This window comes from Homoserinimonas sp. OAct 916, from assembly GCF_003260275.1.
GTDB lineage: Bacteria > Actinomycetota > Actinomycetes > Actinomycetales > Microbacteriaceae > OACT-916.
In genome coordinates this window covers 196,425-213,070 of record NZ_QJHB01000005.1, presented here as the reverse complement: position 1 = coordinate 213,070, position 16,646 = coordinate 196,425, and the positions used below count along the sequence as shown (strand labels likewise).

The following is a 16,646-nucleotide window of genomic DNA, read 5'->3' as shown; positions in this document are numbered from 1 at the left end:
TTATCACTGGTGCACCAACAAGGCGGCCAGATCAGAGACCACGATCGTCGCACCGTGTGCCCCTAATTCATCTGATCGTCCCGCCCGGTCCACCCCGACCACTTGGCCGAAACCACCGGAACGGCCAGCCTCCACCCCCGCGATCGCGTCTTCGAAGACGGCGCACCGTGCTGGCGCCACTCCGAGTGCACGAGCTGCGAACAGGTAGGCGTCTGGAGCGGGTTTTCCCGCCAGATGTTCGTGTCTCGCGGTCGCTCCATCCACCCGAACCTGGAACAGGTCCTCGATGCCGGCAGCCTCCAGGACCATGCGGCAATTCGTGCTCGACGAGACCACCGCACTCTGAAGCCCCATCCGCCCGATAGCGTGCAGATACTCCACCGACCCCGGGTAGACCTGTACTCCATGCTCACGCAGGCGCCACAAAAAGAGTTCGTTCTTTCGCTTTCCCAACCCGCTCACCGTCTCGGCGCTCGCCGCGTCACCCATATCACCCTCAGGAAGGGTAATCGCGCGCGAGGCCAGGAACGAGCGGATGCCGTCCTCCCGCAACTCTCCGTCGACGTACCGGTCGTAGTCGGCGTGCATGTCGAACGGAACGAACCGTGTGTTGGTGCGACGCGAACGCTCCAACAGGAACGCGTCGAACGTGTCCTTCCACGCGGCAGCATGCACGGCGGCAGTCTGCGTCACTACCCCGTCCAGATCGAAGAGGCACGCAATGACGCCCTCCCTGAGCCCGACCGAGACCACGTTCACGCCACCATCAGTGATTGACATAGTCATCTTCCGCTGGGGGAGAGGATGGTGAGTTCGACGCCACAATCCGAACCGAACGTGCGCCGTCCGAGCGGTGGTGCCGCGACTCTCGGGCGTGCCTGCATGGCCGAGTCACCCCGCTTTGGTGCTGTGCGCCCGCGGCAGGATGCGCGGGCCATCGTGAATGAGCACCTTCAGGGCATCATGTTCGGCCGCGTTTCCGAACACATCGTACGCCTCCTGAACCTGGTCGAAGGTGAATTCGTGAGTGACGAACCTGTCGGCGGGCAGCGCGTGTTCGGTGACCAGTTTGAGCAGCATGCCCAGCGTGTTCGTGTTCACCAATCCGGTCGTGATGGTGAGGTTGCGGATCCACAGCTCGTTGAGGGGGAGTTCGACCGGTTTGCCGTGCACCCCGACGTTCGCGACGTGCCCGCCGGGCCGAGCGATCTGGGTGGCCATGGTGAACGTCTGCGGGATGCCGACCGCTTCGATCGCGACATCTACGCCATCCCCGTCAGTGAGGGCAAGCAGTTGTTCCTTCCAATCGGAGTCACCCGAGTTCACAGTGTCTGTGGCGCCGAACCCGGCCGCACGTTCCAGCCGTGCCCCGTCGAGGTCGACCGCGATGATTTTTGACGGCCCATACAGGCGGGCGGTCATCACGGCAGCCAGCCCGACCGGACCGGCGCCGATCACGGCCACCACATCGCCCGGCTTCACCTGGCCGTACTGCACGCCGATCTCGAACCCGGTGGGCAGAATATCCGAAAGGAGCACTGCCTCCGCATCGCTCACGCCTTCGGGAACCTTGTAGGCAGAGTTCTCGGCGAATGGCACGCGTACGTACTCGGCCTGGGTGCCGTCGATCATATAACCGAAGATCCAGCCGATTCCCGGAGTTCCTTCCGGATCCAAGCAGTGGCTGTACAGGCCGGTCCGGCAGTTCGCGCACCGCCCGCACGAGCTCACGCAGGCCAGAATGACCCGATCGCCGACAGCAAGCTGATCGACGCCCGAACCGATCTCGGTGATCACCCCGACACCTTCGTGGCCAAGGATCCGGCCCCGCTCTACCTCGGGCACGTCTCCTTTCAAAATATGCAAGTCGGTACCACAGATCGTCGTGGCCACCATCTTGACGATCACATCTGTCGGATACTGGATGACCGGATTCGGTACATCCGTCCAACTCTTCTGGTTGGGCCCTGAATAGACGAGTGCCTTCATGATCTGTCTTCCTCCTCGTCGGCGACCGAGCCCCGACGTTAATTTGATAGTGGCACGGGTACGGAGGAGTATGAACAGGGTGAGAAGACCCGTGGGATGCCAAGGTTGCCCGCATTCTCAGGCTAACCCTCCACCGATCGGCCAAGCAGTGTGCGGACTATGAATTCGTCCCGCGGAATCCTCGCCGGACCCCAGGAGATACGCGCGGTTTCGGCCATGGTCAGTTGTCGTTCCCGGTGTCGTCGAATCCGGTGGCTGCTGCCTTTTCGGTGGTTGGGGTTGACCGGCCCCATCGCCATTCGGTGACTTCGGGGATGTCTTCGCCGTGAGCGCGCGTGTAGGCGCGTGCCGTCAACCGGGCGTCCTGCATCTCCTGCCGCAATCCGGCATAGCGGGCGGCGAGCCCGGGAACCCGGTCGAGAACGTCGATGACCAGGTGGTACCGGTCGATATCGTTGAGCATGACCATGTCGAAGGGGGTCGTGGTGGTCCCCTCCTCTTTGTAGCCACGTACGTGCAGGTTGTCGTGACCGTGCCGACGGTAGGTGAGCCGGTGGATCAGCCACGGATAGCCGTGGTAGGCGAAGATCACCGGTTTGTCGGCGGTGAAGATCCCGTCGTACTCACCGTCTGACAACCCGTGCGGATGCTCACTCTCGCTCTGCAACCGCATCAGGTCGACCACATTGACGACCCGCACTTTCAGTGTGGGCACCTGCTGGCGCAGAATGGAGGCTGCAGCGAGCACCTCCAGCGTTGGCACGTCCCCGGCCGCAGCCAACACCACATCTGGTTCCACGCCGGGCGACTCGGTGCCGGCCCACTGCAGTATGCCCAAGCCCCGAGTGCAGTGCGCGACTGCTTCGTCCATGTTCAGCCAGTTGTATTCCGGCTGCTTTCCGGCGACCACCACGTTCACGTAGTTGACGGAACGCAGGCAGTGGTCATAGGTGGAGAGCAGGGTGTTCGCGTCGAATGGCAGGTAGACACGCACGACGTCCGCCTTCTTGTTGACGACGTGATCGATGAAGCCAGGATCCTGGTGCGAATTGCCGTTGTGATCCTGCCGCCAGACGTGTGAGCTGAGCAGGTAATTCAACGACGACACCGGTCGGCGCCACGGGATCGATTGCGCCGTCTCCAACCACTTCGCGTGCTGGTTGAACATCGAGTCGACGATGTGCACGAATGCCTCGTATGAGTTGAACAGCCCATGGCGCCCAGTCAGGAGGTAACCCTCCAACCAGCCCTCGCACTGATGTTCGCTGAGCATCTCCATCACTCGCCCGGTCGGCGCGAGGTGGTTGTCGAGTTCGTCGATCGGCCAGGTTTCCGCATTCCACTGCTTGTTTGTGGCTTCGAAGACGTCTTGGAGCCGATTGGAAGCGGTTTCGTCCGGGCCGAAGATGCGAAAGTTGTGAGGGTTGTGCCGGATCACATCGCGCAACCAGCGTCCCAAGACCTCTGTCGCCTGGTCGATCGAGCCGCCAGGTCTCGGAACATCGACCGCGTACTCGCGAAAATTCGGCAGATGGAGTTCCTGGCGCAGAAGCCCGCCGTTGGCCACGGGGTTCGCGCTCATGCGCCTCTCACCCTCTGGTGCAAGTGCAGTCGCGAGGGGGACGGGCGCGCCGGCATCGTCGAAGAGCTCCTCGGGCCGATATGTGCGCAACCACGTCTCGAGCAGTTCGGTGTGCGCGACGGTGTCGCGAGCGTTGGTGAGCGGCACCTGGTGGGCGCGCCAGTTGTTCTCCGCCGGATGCCCGTCGATCTCTTTCGGGCAGGTCCACCCTTTCGGGGAGCGAAAGATGATCATCGGCCACGCTGGTCGCTCAGTCGAAATGCCGCACGCGGCATCCGCTTTGATCTGCGCGATCTGGTTCAGTGCCCGGTCGAGGGTTTCAGCGAAGCGTTTGTGCACCTCGATGGGATCCTCGTCGTCGAAACCGCCCGAAACCAGGAAGGGGGTATGACCGTAGCCCCGCATCAGTTGCAGTAGTTCTTCTTCGGGGATGCGCGCCAGCACGGTCGGGTTTGCGATCTTGTACCCGTTGAGATGCAGAATCGGCAATACCACCCCGTCCTGAAGCGGGTTCAGAAACTTGTTGGAATGCCAGGCGGTCGCGGACGGGCCGGTCTCGGCTTCACCGTCGCCGACGACGCAGGCGACGAGCAGGTCTGGGTTGTCGAACGCGGCGCCGTAGGCGTGGGAGAGCGAGTATCCGAGCTCGCCGCCCTCGTGGATCGAGCCCGGAGTCTGCGGGGCGACGTGCGAAGGAATGCCGCCGGGAAAGGAGAACTGCCGAAAAAGACGGCGGAGCCCGGCTTCGGAGCGGTCGATGTCGTTGTAGACCTCGCTATAGGTACCGTCCAGATACGCGTTCGCGACCATCCCGGGACCACCGTGGCCGGGACCGGTCACATAGATCGTGTTGAGGCTGCGTTCCCGGATCGCCCGGTTCAAATGCGCGTAGATGAAGTTCAGACCGGGTGTGGTGCCCCAGTGCCCGAGCAGTCGTGGTTTGATGTCTTCACGTGACAGCCGACGGCGGAGCAGCGGGTTGTCCATGAGGTAGATCTGCCCCAACGAGAGGTAGTTGGCTGCCCTCCACCAGGCGTCGAGCTCCGCACCCGTCTGGTCGGTGAGTTCGTGTATCGGTCGAAGTTGCCACGATGCTGGCCTGCTGTTTCTCTGGTCCATGGGATGAGGTTCCGTTTCAACGGGCTGAATGACCGATCGGAACTGCCCGGAGACGGCCTGGCTCGACGTGAAATCGCTCGATTTGCAGTCAATCCTCGCCGCGAACCATAACTGCAGAATAGGCGTGCGCGCAGTGTGCAGACAGGGGCTGTGGTCACACGCCGCGTCGCCGTGCCGGTGAGCGGCCCGGATCGGGGCAGAATTGTCCCCACCGATCCCGTGCTGGAGGGCAACCAGCAGACAGGTTCGACATCACGTCACGTGCGACGCAGTGGGATCGTAGCGGGTGCCCACCACCATGACCGGGGAAGCGATGTTCTGCAGCACGTCATGGCAGACGGAGCCGAGAACAGTCGACGCGACCTTGCCTCGTCCGCGGGTGCTGACCACGAGGAGTTGTGCGGTTCTCGCGCGTTCGATCAGCGCGAGGGACGGGTTCTGACGCACCACCTCGAGAACTATCGACTCATCGCCCCCATCAGCGACTTCTCGGATGGCCTCGTGCAGGAAATCGAACGATGACTTCGGAAACGTGGGTTCTGGCTCCGCTCCGACCAGCACATCGCGTTCGAGCATTTCCGGCACACCCCACGCATGAACAGCGTGTACTTGCGTCTTGAGCCAGGTTGCCTCCACGAGTGCGAGAGAGAGTGCACTGTGGGCACGAGAGGTCAGATCGACGCCCGCGATCACTCCGGACCGACCCTCGGGATCGAAGGCGGGGATGACAGCAACGACGCACTCGGCCCGTGCTGCGACTTTCAACGGAAGAGTCCCGACCCGCGGCGCATTCACTTCCGGGAGTTTATCGGTGCCGACAACGATGAGGTCATAGGCCTTCGTTCCTCGAACCAGTTCTCGTGCCGGACGACCGTCGACCCATCGGGTTTTGACGACGACCCGGGGTTGGCGCGCCTCCACGCGGCGACGTGCCTCCGCCAGAACATCGCTTGCTATGGAGACCGGATCGAACTCGGAGCCGTAGATGGCCGATATGACCTTCAGGTCTACCGCGCACAGCGCCTCCAACCCTCCGCCACGAACAGCTACGCGATCCGCAGCCCAATCCAGAGCACGATAGGAGGCGGGCGATCCATCCACACCGACGCGGGTCCAACTGTCCATAGCGCACCTCTCGAGTGATGACGTTCAGATGATTCACGGCGGGCTGCCTGAAAAAGCTGCCGGGTTGCCCAGCGTATCGCTCCGCGACGATCATGGTCGAGAGTAGCCGGTGCTGCCGGGCCGTCCGGGCAGTTCTCCTCAACAGAACCCGGCCTCACCCACTGGCTACAGATCTCTCCTGGGTCTCGAGGCGAGTGGAAGCAGAGAACTCCGCGGTGTTTCGTCTACGCTACGTGTAGATGAAAGTGATGTGACTTTGCCTCCTCCTCCGCCGCCCAATCGCGACGACGACAGCCTCGAGCTCTCCGGGCTGACTTCCGGGGAAGCCAGGAGCCGCGTGCGGGACGGCCTGGACAACCAACTTCCCGATGATTCCAGCCGAAGTATTTGGCGCATTTTCCGCGTGAACGTTCTGACTCTGTTCAACGGCATCGTCCTCGGCGGTTTCCTGCTTCTGGTGCTGCTCGGGCATTGGAGAGATGCGCTTTTCGGCTTTGCCGCGATCGCCAACAGCATCATTGGCGTGAGTCAAGAATATCGGGCGAAGAGATTACTGGATCGACTCGCCATCCTTGATTCCTCAAATGCCCGAGTGCTTCGCGATGGGACTGTTCAGCACGTCGCGGTCGAAGACGTTGTGCAGGATGATGTGCTCATCGTGCGTGCTGGTGACCAGGTGGCCGCAGATGGGGTCATCATCGATGACGACGGCCTGGAGATCGACGAGTCTCTACTCACCGGCGAATCGGAGCCCGTCGACAAGTCGCATGGTGATGAAATACTGTCGGGCTCACTCGTTGTCGGAGGACAGGGCAGAGCGCGTGTCACACGGGTCGGTGAAGCGTCCTACTCGAGCCGCCTCACCGTTGAGGCCAAGCGCTTCGCCATGTTCAACTCGGAGATTCGCAACTCGCTCAATCGGCTTCTCGGCTGGATAACCTGGGCGCTTCTGCCGATCACCGCGATCGTAGTCAACGGACAGATGCAGGCTTACGGCGGATGGGAATATGCGCTCAGCTCCGGGGCCTGGAGGGATGCGGTGGTCGGTGTCGTGGCCAGTATCATCGCGATGGTCCCGTTGGGGCTTGTCCTGATCTCCAGTGTTGCTTTCGCAGTGGGCGGTATGAAGCTGGCCGGAATGAATGTTCTGGTGCAGGAGTTGCCCGCACTCGAGGGGCTGGCCAGGGTGGACGTGCTCTGCATCGACAAGACCGGAACGCTGACCGATGGCGCCATGATCTTCGACGCCGTACACGACACCGCGAAAGTGCCGCCGGCAGGTTGGCGGCAGGTACTGGGCTGGTTCGGCGATGATCCGATCGCCAATACGACGGCTCGGTGTCTCGCCACGGAATTCTCTGCCAGTGATGGGCTGGAGGCGCTGTCGAGCGTTCCGTTTTCTTCGGAACGGAAGTGGAGTGCTGTCACCTTCACCGATGATTGCGGATCGGCGGGCACCTGGATATTGGGCGCTCCCGAATTTGTGCTGTCGCCGGCCGCACCTCACGCAGACCAGACCCTTCAGAAGGCGGCAGAGTTGGCCGCGGCGGGCCTTCGCACCCTGATCCTGGCTCATTCGCCTGAACAGCCTTCGACTGGTGGGGATCCGTCGTCACCCAGCTTGCCGGACAATCGTGTCCCGGTCACCTTGTTGACGTTTCGCGAACGTGTTCGCTCCGATGCAGCACAAACGCTGGCCTATTTCCAGAAGGAGGGTGTCGAGATCAGAGTGCTTTCCGGGGACGATCCGCTCACGGTGGCGGCAGTTGCCCGGGAGGTCGGCCTGCCGGTGGAACGCGGATATGATGCCCGTACCCTGCCGGAAGACCTGGACGAACTGAGCGAGGTGATGGCGAACAATGTCGTCTTCGGCCGGGTCACTCCCTACCAGAAGAGGGATATTGTGCGGGCATTGCATGCTCGCGGACATGTTGTGGCGATGACCGGTGACGGCGTCAACGATGCCTTGGCGATGAAGGAAGCAGATATCGGTATTGCCATGGACTCTGCCGCCGCAGCGACCAAAGCCGTGTCACGGTTGGTTCTTCTCGATGGCCGTTTCGATCGGCTCCCGGTCGTGGTCGCCGAAGGTCGACGCGTGATTGCGAACATCGAACGGCTCGCGATGTTGTTCCTCACCAAGACCGCCTACATAATCGTATTGTCGGTGGTGTTCGGAGCGCTCTTGTGGGAGTTTCCCTTCCTTCCTCGCCAGCTTTCGGCAACCGACGGGCTCACGATCGGTATCCCTGCTCTCTTCCTGGCGTTGATGCCCAACACCAGTCGATACGTTCCCGGGTTCCTGAGACGTTCGCTGTCTTTTGCGGTACCGGCCGGTGCCACTATCGCTGGGGCGCTTATCGCTGTCGGCATCTACTCCAGATCAGGGACGGGGCACGGTGAAGGCGCTCAAACCAGCGCAGTGATCACCTTGGCACTGATTGGGCTCTGGGTGCTGATCGTGCTCTCCCGGCCGTTGAACCTCTGGCGAGTGCTCATCATCGGATCGATGTATGTGGGCCTCGTGCTCCTGCTGGTCGTGCCGTTCGTGCGAGACTTCTTCAGCGTCGCATGGCCCCCAACCGATCAACTGATCGCCAGCCTCATCATTTCGTTCATAGCGTGCGCGGGCATCGAAGTCATGTTCCGGTTGAACCGCACCAGCCGGCGAAGACTGTTGATCGCGAACGGTCCCGGTCATCAGAACACCGAGGTGCCGGCGCAGCGGCCCTCGCGAGATTGAGATCTCTCCAGCGGGCCACTGCTCTTTCAGCGGCTGCAGAGTTAGAATTTGATTGCCGGATTGGAGATTCATGTCCCATTCCATCGGAAACTATTCCCGACTGGGTGGGACTTCCCGAGCATCCGAAGCGAATCTGACTCATATCACTCGTGAGCATGGCAACAACGTGATCCGTGCGGTCGTGCGAATGCGGTTGCCGCTCTCCGTCGTTGCCAGCGGGCGTGGAGCCGAGGATGACAACCCGCCCGTCGTCTGAGACCGACGATCGAGAAGCGTCGGTCATCTCAGCCCTTGACTCACGGCAAGCCGCCTGCCTCGAGGTCTATGACGTGTGCGGCCGGATGGGAGTGGACGACTCGGGCCTTTCCTCGAGCGAGGCGGCTGCTCGGCTCGCGCGGTTTGGCCCCAACGCGGTGTCGTCTCACCGGGCACGGGCCCTGTTGGTGCTGTGGCATCAAGTGCGCTCCCCATTACTCGGGTTGCTTCTCATCGCCGCGGTCGCGTCATCGTTCGTCGGAGAGATCAGCGACGCCATCATCATCGGTGTGATCGTTGCCCTGTCCATTGGCCTCGGGTTCGTCAATGAGTACCGTGCCGAAAAGGCGGCCGAGTCCCTGCACTCGCAGATCCACCACCGGGCGACAGTGATCAGAGACGGGCGTCGTGTGCCGGTTGACGTCACGGGGTTGGTCCCGGGGGATGTCACCTCATTGCAGCTCGGTGACATTGTTCCAGCAGACATTCGACTCTCAGAGGTGCAGAATCTCGAATGTGACGAATCGACCCTGACCGGTGAGTCATCTCCCGTAGAGAAATCGGTTGCACCCGTGCCAGAGCACACGGCACTCGCTGAGCTCTCCAGTGTGGCAATGATGGGGTCGGTGGTGCACGGTGGCGCAGGCACAGGAATTGTGATCGCCACCGGTGTCAACACGGAATTCGGACGGATCGCGGCCGGACTCGGCGAGCATCAGGTCGAGACCCAATTCCAGGTGGGGCTGCGTAAGTTCTCAGTGCTGCTCGTCTATGTGGCGGTCATCCTCACCGGGTCGATCTTCGTGATCAACATCGCGCTTCACAAGCCCCTCTTTGACGCGCTCTTGTTCTCGTTGGCCATTGCAGTCGGAATCACACCGCAGCTGTTACCCGCAGTTGTATCGGCGAGTCTCGCAGCGGGTTCGAAGCGGATGTCGGCCCGTAAGGTGCTCGTGAAACGATTGGTGTGCATCGAAGACTTGGGCGACGTGGACACCCTCTTCACCGATAAGACCGGAACACTGACGGTCGGCAGCATCAGCTTCATGCGCACGGTCTCTGCAACGGGTGCCCCGTCGGCGGATCCGCTGAAGTGGGGGCTGGTGTGCACAGAAGTGGTGGGCGCCCACGGGCAGGCGGTGGGAGGCAATTCGCTCGACATGGCGCTATGGAACTCTCCGGCGGCCAGCGCCCAGGCCAGTGCCATTGCGGGATACGAGCGGGTGTCGATCCTGCCGTTCGATCATGATCGACGTCTCGTGTCGGTGCTGGTGAGAGATGCTGCCGGCACGGGCATCATCGTCACCAAGGGCGCTCCGGAGACGGTGCTGGAGCGTTGCACACACGTTCCGGCCTCTGCCGAGTCGCGGTTGGACGCTGAATTCGCGGCGGGCAATCGGGTGATCGCCGTGGCAACACGAGCCGCCGAGGACAGGCATGTGGTCACTCCAGCGGATGAGCGCGACCTGACGCTGGTGGGATTCCTTGTGTTCCTCGACCCGGCGAAACCGGATGCCGAGGCGGCACTGAAACGATTGTCGGCGCTGGGGGTCTCGGTCAAGGTGATCACCGGCGACAGCGCGGTCGTGGCGACGAAGGTGTGCGACGATCTCGGGTTGGTCGACGGGGGCACGCTCACCGGTGTGGATCTTGACGCCATCGACGACACTCGACTGGCCGCTGTGATAGCCGCGACCCGAGTGTTCGCTCGAGTCAGTCCTGAACAGAAGGCCCGGATCGTCTCGCTCCAGCGACGCACAGGCGGCGACGTGGCATTCCTCGGCGATGGGGTCAATGACGCACTCGCGCTGCACGCCGCCGATGTGGGCATCTCGGTGGATTCGGCGACCGACGTGGCAAAAGATGCGGCAGACGTCATCCTGCTTGAGAAGGACTTGAATGTGCTTGCCGACGGTGTGATGGAGGGGCGACGCATCTTCGCAAACACCATCAAATACGTTCTGATGGGTACCTCCAGCAATTTCGGGAACATGTTCAGTGCCGCCGGTGCTTCGATCTTCCTGCCCTTCCTTCCCATGCTGCCCTCGCAGATCTTGCTGAATAACCTGATTTACGACGCCAGTCAGCTTGCGATTCCGACCGACAACGTGGATGAGGAACAACTGCGCAAGCCCTCCCAATGGGACATCCGGTTCATCCGCAGGTTCATGCTGATCTTCGGACCATTGAGCTCCGTGTTCGACTTCATTCTCTTCGGAGTGATGCTCTGGGGGTTCAACGCCGGGCCCGAGCTGTTTCACACGGGCTGGTTTGTGGAATCGCTCGCCACTCAAACCTTGGTCATCTTTGCAATCCGAACCCGAAGGATCCCGTTCTTCCGCAGTCACCCGAGTCTTCCCTTGACTCTCGCCGCGCTCGCAGCGGTGACAATCGGCATCATCCTTCCGGCCAGCCCTCTGGCTGGCGTGCTCGGATTCTCTCCGCTTCCGGTCGGGTTCTTCGCCGTCCTGGCACTCATGGTGGTCGGGTATCTGGTGCTCGTTGAGTTTGGGAAGACGCTCTTCTACCGCATGGCGGTCACCCGCACGGGCGATGAGACCCCACGAGCCCCACGTGCCGACAGCCACCTGCGCCGCCGGATGCGCCGATTCAGTACCGCAGAACGCCTGTCACCCGCTGGCAGGTCGAAGCGGTGACGGTGGATACGGTTCTGCGAGCCTCATTCCAAAAAACGGAAGTCGAAGGCTTTCAACTCTCCATGAGGAAGGAGGATGATGGGGGCATGCGCGCACTCCAATATCGAACCATCGGGGCACCCCCCGAAGTCGTCGAGATCGACACCCCAGAGCCCGGACCGGGGCAGATCCGGCTGAAGGTCACAGCAGCGGGTCTCTGTCATTCCGATGAATTCGTCATGACCCTGCCGGAGGAGCAATACATCTACGGACTCCCGCTTACTCTGGGCCATGAGGGTGCCGGTGTTGTTGAGAAACTCGGCGCCGGGGTGGTCGGTGTCGAGGTCGGAGATTCGGTCGCCGTCTACGGCCCCTGGGGCTGTGGTCTCTGCCATGCATGCGCCCAAGGCAAAGAGAACTATTGCCTCCGTGCCGCGGAGCTCGGGATTGCGCCGCCGGGCCTCGGCGCTCCCGGCGCACTCGCCGAGTACCTGATCGTTGACGACGTCAGGCACCTTGTACCTCTCGGAGATCTGGACCCGGTCGAGAGCGTCTCCCTCACCGATGCCGGGCTCACGCCGTACCACGCCATCATGTCGAGTCTTTCCGCCCTGGTGCCTGGTTCGACGGCCGTTGTGATCGGTGCCGGTGGGTTGGGGCATGTGGGTGTGCAGATCCTCCGCGCAGTCAGCGCGGCGATGATCGTGGTGCTCGACGTCGACAGGGAGAAGTTGCGGCTCGCGACCGAGGTCGGAGCCCACCATGTTGTTCCCTCGAACAGCGATGCCCCGGCATTCATCCGCGAGTTGACAAAAGGACGCGGTGCTGACGCCGTATTCGACTTTGTCGGGGTGCAGGCGACTCTCGACATCGCGCGAGAATCCGTCGTGGCCAATGGTGTCATTCAGATCGTCGGGATCGGGGGAGGCGTGCTTCCTACGGGTTTCTTCTCCACGCCGTTCGGCGCATCTGTTCGCGCACCCTATTGGGGCTCGCGATCGGAGCTGATGGAGGTTCTCGACCTTGCCCGCACCGGACAGATCAGGGTTCACACCGAACGCTTCGATCTTGAGCATGCCCCTGAGGCCTACGAACGCCTCAGGGCCGGCACCATACTGGGACGAGCGGTCGTGGTGCCGTGATGACAAGCAGGATGAGGGATCGAGAGAGACATCTCGCCGAAATGAGGAAGCACATGGAGCACAGATTCAGCCCCGGCCAACGAGCGTTCTTCTCGGGTGTCGTCGTGTGGGGTGTCGCGTGGAAGGCTGTGTCCATGTGGCATGCGGCCCGAGATGGGAGCAAGCCGTGGTACACGGCATTGCTCCTGGCCAACACCGCCGGGATCCTCGATGCGATCTACATCTTTCGGTTCAGCTCGTGGGGTCGCGCTCGCAGAAGTGGCGACGGTACCGGGTCTGTGTGATCCCGACTCGCCTCAGATGTGAGGCAACAATTTTGGTCCCGATGGAGTCCAGGCGATGACGGGATGCTAGCGATTCGACTCCCGGGCCGATGCGATCGATCGGATCCAGGCGGCCGCGCGGGCGGGCTCGCCGTCGACGAGAGGTCCCTCGTACCCGTGAACGCGAAAAGTTTTTGCTTTCTGGGATGTTTCGAAGCCCAGGCTCCGTAACTCGCGTCGGATGACTTTCGCGGCCGATCCCGGCAGTCGGGGTGTGTCTACACGGGTGTCGAAGGCCACAGCAGTAACCGCATTCTCCGTTCTGGATAGAGTTTGAAGCCACTCGCGAACGCCCGACACCGGGACATGAGGCGCGTTCCGCTCGCTGGCCGCCTCCTGGCGGGTTGCTGGGCGAGACAGGGAGAACGCGTGCGTCGGTGCACCCACAACCAGCAGGTCGAACCCTTCAATGGAGGGGGGAGCCGAATCGGAATCGACGATGTCCACTGTCACGGTGGAGCTGAGCTCGGCACCGATTGCCCGGGCTATCAGTTCTGTGTTTCCCCACATTGTCTCGTAAACGATGAGAGTGTTCATGGTGTCTCCAGTCGTAGAGTTCGCCGGGGTGAAAGATCATCAGCTTCCAGCATGCCCCGTAGCAACGTATTCGGCACGCACACCCCTCGGCGATGTTGCCTGGAGAATGGGGTGCGGGGCGCGCACGCGTAGTGTGATGTCGGCGCGCCGCGTTTGTTCATCCGGCGAATGCTGAGGCGCTTTGCCGCGGCGGGAAGTGCTTCGATTCGAGATCAGGAGGTGGGCGCATGACACGCAATGATGTAGATGGCTGGGTTCGAGTTCGGGGCGCGCGCGAGCACAACCTCAAGAACGTCGACATCGACATTCCCCGAGACAGCCTGGTGGTCTTCACCGGTGTGTCAGGCTCGGGCAAGTCGTCTCTGGCGTTCGGCACGTTGTATGCGGAGGCCCAGCGGCGCTATTTCGAGTCTGTTGCGCCCTATGCCCGGCGGCTGCTGAACCAGGTGGGCGCACCCGAGGTGAGGGAGATCACCGGACTGCCTCCTGCAGTCGCGCTCCAGCAACGCCGCGGAGCGCCCAGTTCGCGCTCGACGGTCGGCACGATCACCACACTGTCCAACCTTCTCCGCATGCTCTACTCCCGGGCAGGCACGTACCCAACCGGTGCCACTCACCTCGCGGCAGAGGCGTTCTCCCCGAATACAGCGGCCGGCGCATGCCCCCGATGCCAAGGTCTCGGAAAGGTGCACGATGTCACCGAAGATCTCCTCGTGCCGGATAGCACGCTGAGCATTCGCGAGGGCGCGATCGCCGCCTGGCCGGGTGCCTGGCAGGGAGCGAACCTGCGCAGTGTTGTGCGTGGCCTCGGGATCGACATCGAGAAGCCGTGGCGTTCGCTGCCGCGAGCAGATCGAGACTGGTTGCTGTACACCGACGAGCAACCGTCGGTATTGGTCGAACCCGAAGCCGGTCGCATCGACCACGGCTATTACGGAAAGTTCTGGAGCGCACGTGAACATGTCATGCATGTGCTCTCACAGTCGCAGAGTGAACGGATGCGCGAGCGTGCTCTGCGTTTCGTGAAAAGTATGCCGTGCCCCGACTGCGACGGCAGCGGCCTACGCCCGGAGGCGCGAGCGGTGACGTTCGCCGGTCGCTCCATCGTTGAAATGAATGCGGTTCCTCTCACAGACCTCGCTGACACGTTGCGCATGGGCGTCGACGCGACTGGAGCGACCTCCCCGAGGGCAGCAGCGAAGCCGCGAAACGAATAGCCGCCGACGTGATCGGCCGGGTCGAAGAATTGCTCGGGCTGGGGCTGGGCTATCTGAGTCTCGGTCGAAACTCGACCACCCTCTCGACCGGAGAATCGCAGCGGCTGCGTATCGCCACCCAGTTGCGCTCCGGGCTGTTCGGTGTCGTCTATGTGCTCGACGAACCCTCGGCCGGATTGCATCCGGCCGATGCCGCACCACTTCTTGACGTTCTGGAGCGCCTCAAAGTGTCAGGCAACTCGCTGTTCGTGGTCGAACACGATCTCGACGTCGTGCGCCGCGCGGACTGGGTCGTCGACATCGGCCCGGGTGCCGGCGAGGGGGGCGGGCACGTCGTCTATTCCGGGCCGGTCGACGGGCTTCGAGCTGTTGAGAACTCGATCACCGCTCGTTATCTGTTTCCCGACGCCCGTGAAGCAGATCGTGAGCCCCGCACCTCCCGTATCTGGCTCCGCCTGAACGGGGTCACTCGGCACAATCTTCGAGATGCTTCGGTCGAGGTGCCGTTGGGTGTGATGACAGCGGTGACAGGCGTCTCCGGCTCAGGCAAGTCAACCCTCGTGACCCAGGTGCTCGCGCATGTGGTGCGTGGGCATCTGGATGCGCCGGCCGAGACCCCGGACGAGGTGATGCTCGAGGTGGACATCGCCGGTATATCGGGCCTGGAGTCCCTCGATCGGCTGGTTGTGGTCGACCAACGGCCGATTGGCCGCACACCCCGGTCGAACCTGGCCACTTACACCGGAATGTTCGATGTGGTGCGCAAGCTCTTCGCCGCGACACACGAGGCGCGAATTCGCGGATACAACGCCGGACGATTCTCGTTCAACGTTGCGGGTGGACGGTGCGAGACGTGCAGGGGCGAGGGTTTCGTCTCGGTGGAATTGATGTTTCTGCCCGGCACCTACGCACCCTGTCACACGTGTCACGGGACGCGATACAACTCCGAGACACGTGAGGTGAACTATCGCGGAGAGTCCATTGCGGATGTTCTGGCGATGACGGTCGATTCGGCCGCGGCGTTCTTCGCCGATGTGCCGGCCGCCTCGCGGAGTCTTGAGACCCTTCGTGACGTGGGGCTCGGCTACCGCAGGCTCGGCCAGCCTGCGACTGAGCTCAGCGGAGGCGAAGCGCAGCGCATCAAGCTCGCGACAGAACTGCAGCGGGCCCGGCGCGGGCATACACTCTACCTTCTCGATGAACCGACCGCAGGACTGCACCCGGCTGATATTCGGTTGCTGCTCGACCAGTTGCAACGACTGGTAGATGCCGGCAACACCGTCGTGCTCGTGGAGCACGACCTGGCGGCGATCGCCGCCTGCGACTGGGTCATCGACCTGGGCCCGGGCGGCGGCGACGCGGGTGGGCAGGTTGTCGCAACCGGTACTCCGAAAGATGTCGCGTGCGCTATGGGCGCGACGGCGGAGCATTTGTCTGCCTGGTTCGCGAGACAGGACCCCGCCGGGGCAGTGGTCGCCAAGTAGCGGAGAACCACCGATTATCGAAGACCGGTTTCGTGACGAAAGACGCTCTGCAACGTCTCTCGTGTCCAAATATTCAGAAGTCCTTTGTTCACCCGCCGAAGAGTCGGGAGAAGAAACCCCCACGGCTGGCCTTCGCAGCATCGATTTGCGCCTGCGAGTGACTGCCCTTGCACCAGTTCGACGCCGGCACTATGCGCCTCACGTCTTGGATGTGCTGGCCGCAGCCTGCCCACGTCGTCTTGTCGCACACACTGCATCTCACTGCTCGGCACATAGCGCTCCCAAAAGTTTGTCGGTTCCACAATCGTGATACCGGGCGGTACAGGGTCAACTATACCCCATGGGGTATTTATTTCGCCAAATCGGATGTTCCAAGGGGAGTTTTACAGGGGTGACCGGCAGTGGGCGGCCGATGGCGCCCGGTGCGGCGGCCGAGAATTGGATTGCAACCGACGCGTTGCTCGTTCTGACCCCGGTAAAGTGCGATGACCAGT

General features: G+C 62.3%; 10 protein-coding genes and 1 pseudogene. 6 read left to right on the top strand and 5 right to left on the bottom strand.

All coding sequences use genetic code 11. The annotated features are described in order from the left end of the window. Window positions 1–3: 3 nt before the first annotated feature. The 4 genes from DL891_RS07635 to DL891_RS07620 form a co-directional block, all read right to left on the bottom strand. The gene (locus DL891_RS07635) at window positions 4–780 is read right to left on the bottom strand and encodes an HAD family phosphatase (RefSeq protein ID WP_111719826.1); all 777 of its coding nucleotides are present in this window, start codon (window positions 778–780) and stop codon (window positions 4–6) included. 111 nt (window positions 781–891) lie between these two features. Further along, window positions 892–1,989: a zinc-dependent alcohol dehydrogenase family protein gene (locus tag DL891_RS07630; RefSeq protein ID WP_111719825.1), complete on the bottom strand. Its 1,098-nt coding sequence runs from the start codon at window positions 1,987–1,989 to the stop codon at window positions 892–894. 220 nt (window positions 1,990–2,209) lie between these two features. Continuing rightward, on the bottom strand, window positions 2,210–4,690 hold the full coding sequence (locus DL891_RS07625) for a phosphoketolase (protein WP_111719824.1): 2,481 nt from the start codon (window positions 4,688–4,690) through the stop codon (window positions 2,210–2,212). 252 nt (window positions 4,691–4,942) lie between these two features. Then, entirely contained in the window at window positions 4,943–5,815 is an 873-nt protein-coding gene (locus DL891_RS07620; RefSeq protein ID WP_111719823.1) for a universal stress protein, read from the bottom strand. Window positions 5,816–6,218: 403 nt separating this feature from the next. On the opposite strand from DL891_RS07620, the gene DL891_RS07615 reads away from it, so the two are divergent. The 5 genes from DL891_RS07615 to DL891_RS07595 all read left to right on the top strand — a co-directional run bounded on the left by DL891_RS07615 (window position 6,219) and on the right by DL891_RS07595 (window position 12,875). Further along, window positions 6,219–8,558: an HAD-IC family P-type ATPase gene (locus DL891_RS07615; RefSeq protein WP_232819055.1), complete on the top strand. Its 2,340-nt coding sequence runs from the start codon at window positions 6,219–6,221 to the stop codon at window positions 8,556–8,558. A 70-nt stretch (window positions 8,559–8,628) separates the two neighbouring features. Beyond that, a complete protein-coding gene (locus DL891_RS07610; RefSeq protein WP_111719822.1) occupies window positions 8,629–8,814 on the top strand; it encodes a hypothetical protein in 186 nt (61 codons plus the stop codon). Beyond that, the gene (gene mgtA, locus DL891_RS07605; RefSeq protein ID WP_111719821.1) at window positions 8,792–11,470 is read left to right on the top strand and encodes a magnesium-translocating P-type ATPase; all 2,679 of its coding nucleotides are present in this window, start codon (window positions 8,792–8,794) and stop codon (window positions 11,468–11,470) included. The genes DL891_RS07610 and mgtA overlap by 23 nt, the downstream gene beginning before the upstream one ends. Before the next feature lie 86 nt (window positions 11,471–11,556). Then, window positions 11,557–12,591, top strand: a complete 1,035-nt coding sequence (locus DL891_RS07600; RefSeq protein ID WP_111719820.1) for an NAD(P)-dependent alcohol dehydrogenase — start codon at window positions 11,557–11,559, stop codon at window positions 12,589–12,591. A gap of 53 nt (window positions 12,592–12,644) precedes the next feature. Beyond that, a complete protein-coding gene (locus DL891_RS07595) occupies window positions 12,645–12,875 on the top strand; it encodes a DUF5652 family protein (protein WP_198668810.1) in 231 nt (76 codons plus the stop codon). Window positions 12,876–12,941: 66 nt separating this feature from the next. Here DL891_RS07595 and DL891_RS07590 read toward each other — a convergent pair whose 3' ends face one another. Then, on the bottom strand, window positions 12,942–13,451 hold the full coding sequence (locus tag DL891_RS07590) for a flavodoxin domain-containing protein (RefSeq protein ID WP_111719819.1): 510 nt from the start codon (window positions 13,449–13,451) through the stop codon (window positions 12,942–12,944). A gap of 227 nt (window positions 13,452–13,678) precedes the next feature. Here DL891_RS07590 and uvrA point away from each other — a divergent pair. After that, window positions 13,679–16,152: pseudogene (gene uvrA, locus DL891_RS07585) on the top strand (excinuclease ABC subunit UvrA). Window positions 16,153–16,646: the final 494 nt, after the last annotated feature.